5 protein-coding genes are annotated in these 4,833 nt (G+C 56.4%); all 5 read right to left on the reverse strand.

The genetic code is table 11. The features are described 5' to 3' along the window. A partial coding sequence (locus PHP98_11680; GenBank protein ID MDD5484288.1) for a hypothetical protein occupies positions 1-412 on the reverse strand: 412 nt, incomplete at its 3' end. Between the two features lie 174 nt (positions 413-586). After that, positions 587-1,774: a carbohydrate binding domain-containing protein gene (locus tag PHP98_11685; GenBank protein ID MDD5484289.1), complete on the reverse strand. Its 1,188-nt coding sequence runs from the start codon at positions 1,772-1,774 to the stop codon at positions 587-589. Between the two features lie 226 nt (positions 1,775-2,000). Then, positions 2,001-2,486: an SsrA-binding protein SmpB gene (gene smpB / locus PHP98_11690; GenBank protein ID MDD5484290.1), complete on the reverse strand. Its 486-nt coding sequence runs from the start codon at positions 2,484-2,486 to the stop codon at positions 2,001-2,003. 109 nt (positions 2,487-2,595) lie between these two features. Then, positions 2,596-3,636: an alcohol dehydrogenase catalytic domain-containing protein gene (locus tag PHP98_11695; protein ID MDD5484291.1), complete on the reverse strand. Its 1,041-nt coding sequence runs from the start codon at positions 3,634-3,636 to the stop codon at positions 2,596-2,598. Between the two features lie 6 nt (positions 3,637-3,642). Beyond that, a partial coding sequence (locus PHP98_11700; protein ID MDD5484292.1) for an LL-diaminopimelate aminotransferase occupies positions 3,643-4,833 on the reverse strand: 1,191 nt, incomplete at its 5' end.

The following is a 4,833-nucleotide window of genomic DNA, read 5'->3' on the forward strand; positions in this document are numbered from 1 at the left end:
CGTCATCATCACCCCACACCGGACCATTCCTTGTCTTTTCATCCGCTTTTATCCTGTCAATCTGCGATTCATGACAGCGAAACGCGACGTAGAGATTCTTGTCATCACGCATGAGAAACGCCTCGGTCTGCTCCGACGCCGCGTTGGTTTGGCCGACAATTACGAATTGGCCCGATTTAGCGGCCGCCGACCATTCCTCGTCATCGATCCGTCCATCCATCGCCGGCGGCTTGGCCGCTTTCGGCACGAACATTTCCGCCGCATGCCCGTTCCAGGCCGCGAGCAAAAACGCCGCCGCCAGCGCAAATATTCCGGCGCTGGTTTTACCTGCAGCCAATTTTAGATTTTGGATTTTAAATTTTGGATTATTCAAAACCGAAAGAAACTTGCTGTTCTCCGCTGTTGTTGTCATTTTGTTTTTCCTTTCTTCTGCCTTCTGCCCAAGGAGCCTCGCCCCGCCGAGGCGAATCATCGCGCCAGCGGGGCGCTCCTACGGGTCTGCCTTCTCTGCGGTTAATTGTACCACCCGCTGCGCTGGATACGCAGAGTGCGCCGAGATAAGAATTCATCTTCAAATCACTGTCTGTTATTCATAAATCTTCAGCCATCCGAACGTTATTTCCCCTTTGCCCTTGAAACCGTCCGGCCGGTCGTTCAGGCCGATAGTTACCCGCGTTATGGGCAACTCCAGGGTCTGGTTCTTGTCCCCGCCCCAATGCTCGCACGACACGTCCCACTTGCTCTCCGGCCCCCTGATCAGGTCGGCAAATGATTTGTACACCGTCTTCCACCCCCGCCAATAAACCGGACCGAGCGGCAGATAATGCGCTTCCCCGCTCTTGTCATACAGCGCCGCGTCCAGTTCATGCCCGGAACCGTCCCCATATACCCGCAATGCCAGCATCGTTCCCCCGGCAATGGACGCGTCCGCCGTCAGCAGAACGGCGTCATGTTTGACCGAAGTAAAAACATACTTTAATTTCAATCCCGGCTTGCCCTCGCACGGGTTCTTATCATCGCTTTGCGCGGCGCAGTCTTTCGGCGCTTCGGCCGGCTTTTCGTTGACATGCGCCGACAGCTTCCATGCCGCGGGATTTTCAAATGTCAGCGAATACGTTTCCTTGCCCAACTTGACAGGCCCTAAATCAACCAGTTGCATGTCGTCAACCCAAACCTCGCCCCGGCCGTAAAAAAGCGCCGGATACACAGGCACGGAAAATGTCCCCAGCGCGTCCGCGGGCATTTCAAAGGTCTTTTCAACATACTGCCAGTCAAATTCACCGCGTTTCACGCCTGCGCTCACGCTCCAACCCTTGTCTTTTCTTTGCCCGTCCTGCAGAAAATTATAGCGGCCCTCAGCATATAGCGGCGTAAGTTTCCCGCTTTCGGCAAGGTTGGCCTTGATCCAGACCGACACTTTATATCTCCGGTTGCCTTCAATCCTGACAGTCTGATAAACGCCGCCATGATATCCGTCTTGATCCGACCTGAGCCGCACGCACTGCTTCCCCGCATGCTCAGGCCGTGTCAATTCCCACTCGCCGGGAACCTTGCCGCCGGCGTAACGCCACTCAAGCGGATAGCGGGCATCCACTCCGGTATCTTCAAAGCCGCCATTTTTCAGCAGGTTGATATAATCCGCCGACTCCTTTCCGGCGCCGGCGTTTTCGCCCGATGCGAAGACCGTTGCCTGCGCCAGCAGGCCCATCGCGCAGAACAGCCGGGCCGTATAAGAAACCGGTTTCTTTAATGATTGGCAAACGAATCTGCTCATTTTTCCTCCCAAAAGAATTATTCAGTCAGTAGCGCCCCCGCCCCGTTTTTTTCTGAACCGCAGCACAAAGCGCGCAATATTTTTTATAAAATAACATCTTTTGTTTAATTGTCAAATTTTTTTTCGGTTTTTTTGAGTCATCGAAGCACATATCTCGCTTCTGCCTACGGCGTCTTTTTTTTCCGTGAGTCAACGGACAAGCCTAATAAAAACAAATTTTCAATTTTCACCGGCGGGCGTGGGCCGCAACGGCGCGCGCCGTTTCGCGTTCCACGGTCTCCTGGCGCAGGCGGTTGCGTTTGTCCGGCGCGTGTTTGCCGCGGCACAAACCCAGCTCAACCTTGATCAGGCCGCGCTGGTTAAGGTAAAGCGACAAGGGGATCAGGGTCATGCCTTTGCGCGCCAGTTCGCCGGTCATTTTTCTTATTTCGTTTTTATGCAGGAGCAGACGGCGCGGCCGGCGCGGGTCGTGATTGAACTGGTGGCCGAATTCATACGGCCTGACGTGGAGATCGCGGAGAAAAACCTGTCCTTTTTCAATACCCGCGAATCCCGACGTCAGGTCCGCCTGGCCCTCGCGGATGGACTTCACCTCAGTCCCCAGCAGTTCTATGCCGGCTTCAAATCTTTCCAGGATAAAATAATCGTGCCGCGCCTTGCGGTTGACTATTTTCAGGCGGCGGGCGCTCTGTGTTTGCGATGATTTTGACATAAAACGACCAACTATCTCTCGCCAAGCCGCCAAGCTCGCAAAGTCTATTTGTTCTCAGCGTTCTTTGCGCCTTTGCAAGAGAATGTATTTTGGTTGCGGCCCGGCCGCCTTACAGCGGAAAACCAATCATGGCTTTGACCACGCCGTCCGCGTATCCGGCCACCAGGTCAAAAGCTTCCCCGGTTTGTTCAAATCCAAACCGGTGGGTGATCATGAAGTCCGCCTTCAATTTACCTCCCGCCATGAGAGCGAGCGTCGGGCGAAGACAGCCGCATTGGCGCCGGACGTTCTGGACGCAAATTTCCTTGCGCCGGATTTTATCAATCACGAACGTAACGCGGTCGGTTTCCGGAATGCCGACCAGCATGAGTTTTCCGCCGGGCTTCAGCAGTTCCACGGCCTGGTCCAGAGCGGACTGCTGTCCGCAGCATTCAAAAACCGCGTCCAGAAGCAGGGGATTTTCGCGCGCTATTTTTTCAACAATGTTCTCTTCCTCCGGATTGCCGGTCCAGCCGGCGCCGTTATTCCCCGCAACTTTCAGCCGTTCGTTGAGCCGGTCGGTAACAAAAATCCGCGCCGCGCCCATGGTCCGGGCGCAAATCATCACGCTCAAACCGATCGGGCCGCAGCCGAGTATGCCAATCTCCCTTCCCTTGAGCGGCAGCGACTGCCTGGCCGCGTAGAACCCGATTGTCAGCGGCTCGGAAAGGGCCGCCTGTTCGGCGCTCATGCCTTTTCCCGCCGGGAAACAGCATTCCTCCGGCATGACCAGATACTCGGAGAGGCACCCTTCCGCCTGGCCGGGACAGCCCAAAAAGCGCAAACGGCGGCAGGTGTGCGGGCGGCCCGCGCGGCACTGATCGCATTGTCCGCACGCCATGGCCGGCTCCACCGCCACGAGCGCGCCCGGCGCCACCCGTTTCACCGCCGCCCCCGTTTTCACCACGATGCCGGCGCATTCATGTCCGACCGTGAACGGGTATTGGACAACCTGGGAACCGATCCGGCCGGTCTTGTAATAATGGATGTCCGAGCCGCAGACGCCCGCCGCCGCGATTTTTACCAGGACGTCGTCCGGCGCCTTTATTTCCGGCGCGGGAACATCGCGCATTTCCATCTGCTTTATACCTGTTAAAACAAACGCTTTCATTTGGCGTCAAAATCTTAATTCCGCCTTGGTCAGGCGCGCCTGCAATTCTGCCAACACCCGGTCATCATCCTTCGGTCCCGCCGATTCAAAGGTGGCCGAAAAACGCAGCGATGGCGAAACATCATCCCAGGGCACGGTGGAAACCAGATGTTTCCTGATTAAATAATCGGCGGCTTCCTCGGCGGCGCTGAAAACGGTTTCCCCGGCCCCCTTCGGCGCAGGAACATAAAGGTAAAAAGTGCCGCCCGGCATTTTGGCGTTGAATCCGGCCGCGCGCAGGCATTTGACCATTTTACGGAGCCGCCGTTCGTAATGTTTCCTGATACGCTCGGAAATCGTCGTTTCGGCAATCCCGGCGCAGGCCGCCAGCTGGATGGCCTTGAACTGGCCGGAATCAATGTTGTCCTTCACTTCGGCATAGGCCCGGATAACCGGCGCTGAGCCGGCGGTAAACCCCAGGCGCCATCCGGTCATATTGAAGCTTTTGCTCATGGAATGCAGTTCCACGGCAACTTCCCTGCCGCGCGGGCGGCTCAAAATGGAAAGCGGTTTTTGCCCGTAGACCAGCGTGGCGTAGGCCGCGTCCTGGACGATCAGGATGTTGTGCGCGGCGGCGAATTCAATCAATTCGTCAAAAAACTCTTCCGTGGCGGCGGCGCCGGTCGGGTTATTCGGATAATTGACGTAAAAAAGTTTCGCGCGTTTCGCGATACCGGGATCAATTTGTTTCAAATCCGGGAGGAAATTGTTTTCCGGCCGCAGGTGAATTTGCATAACCTGTCCCCCGAGGTATTTTGCGTGGGTTGCCATGACCGGATAACCGGGAACGGTCGCGAGCACCAGATCGCCCGGATTGACGAAGCAGAGAGGCAGCATGGCCAGGGCCGGTTTTGAACCGATGCTGTGATTGATTTCGGTATCCGGATCAAGGCCGGCAACCCCGAAAAAGTTTTGCATGTATTGTGCGGCCGCGATTTTGAATTCACGGATGCCGTTATCGGCGTACCCGCGGTTGGCGGGGTCGTCAACCGCTTTTTTCAGGGCGCGGCGGATTGAGGCGGGCGCAATCTGATCGGGTTCCCCCACCCCGAAATCCAGCAGTTCAACATCCGGATGTTCCTTGCGCGCGGCCGCCTTGGCGCGCTTTATTTTTTCAAATTTATAGATTTGCGCGGAAAGCCCGAACGCGGCCCCGCC

Source organism: Kiritimatiellia bacterium (genome assembly GCA_028715905.1).
GTDB lineage: Bacteria > Verrucomicrobiota > Kiritimatiellia > JAAZAB01 > JAAZAB01 > JAQUQV01.

Excerpts from the sequence above, each read along its gene's own strand:
- PHP98_11685 (MDD5484289.1), bottom strand. The coding sequence starts at position 1,774 with ATGAGCAGATTCGTTTGCCAATCATTAAAGAAACCGGTTTCTTATACG.
- smpB (MDD5484290.1), bottom strand. The coding sequence starts at position 2,486 with ATGTCAAAATCATCGCAAACACAGAGCGCCCGCCGCCTGAAAATAGTC.
- PHP98_11695 (MDD5484291.1), bottom strand. The coding sequence starts at position 3,636 with ATGAAAGCGTTTGTTTTAACAGGTATAAAGCAGATGGAAATGCGCGAT.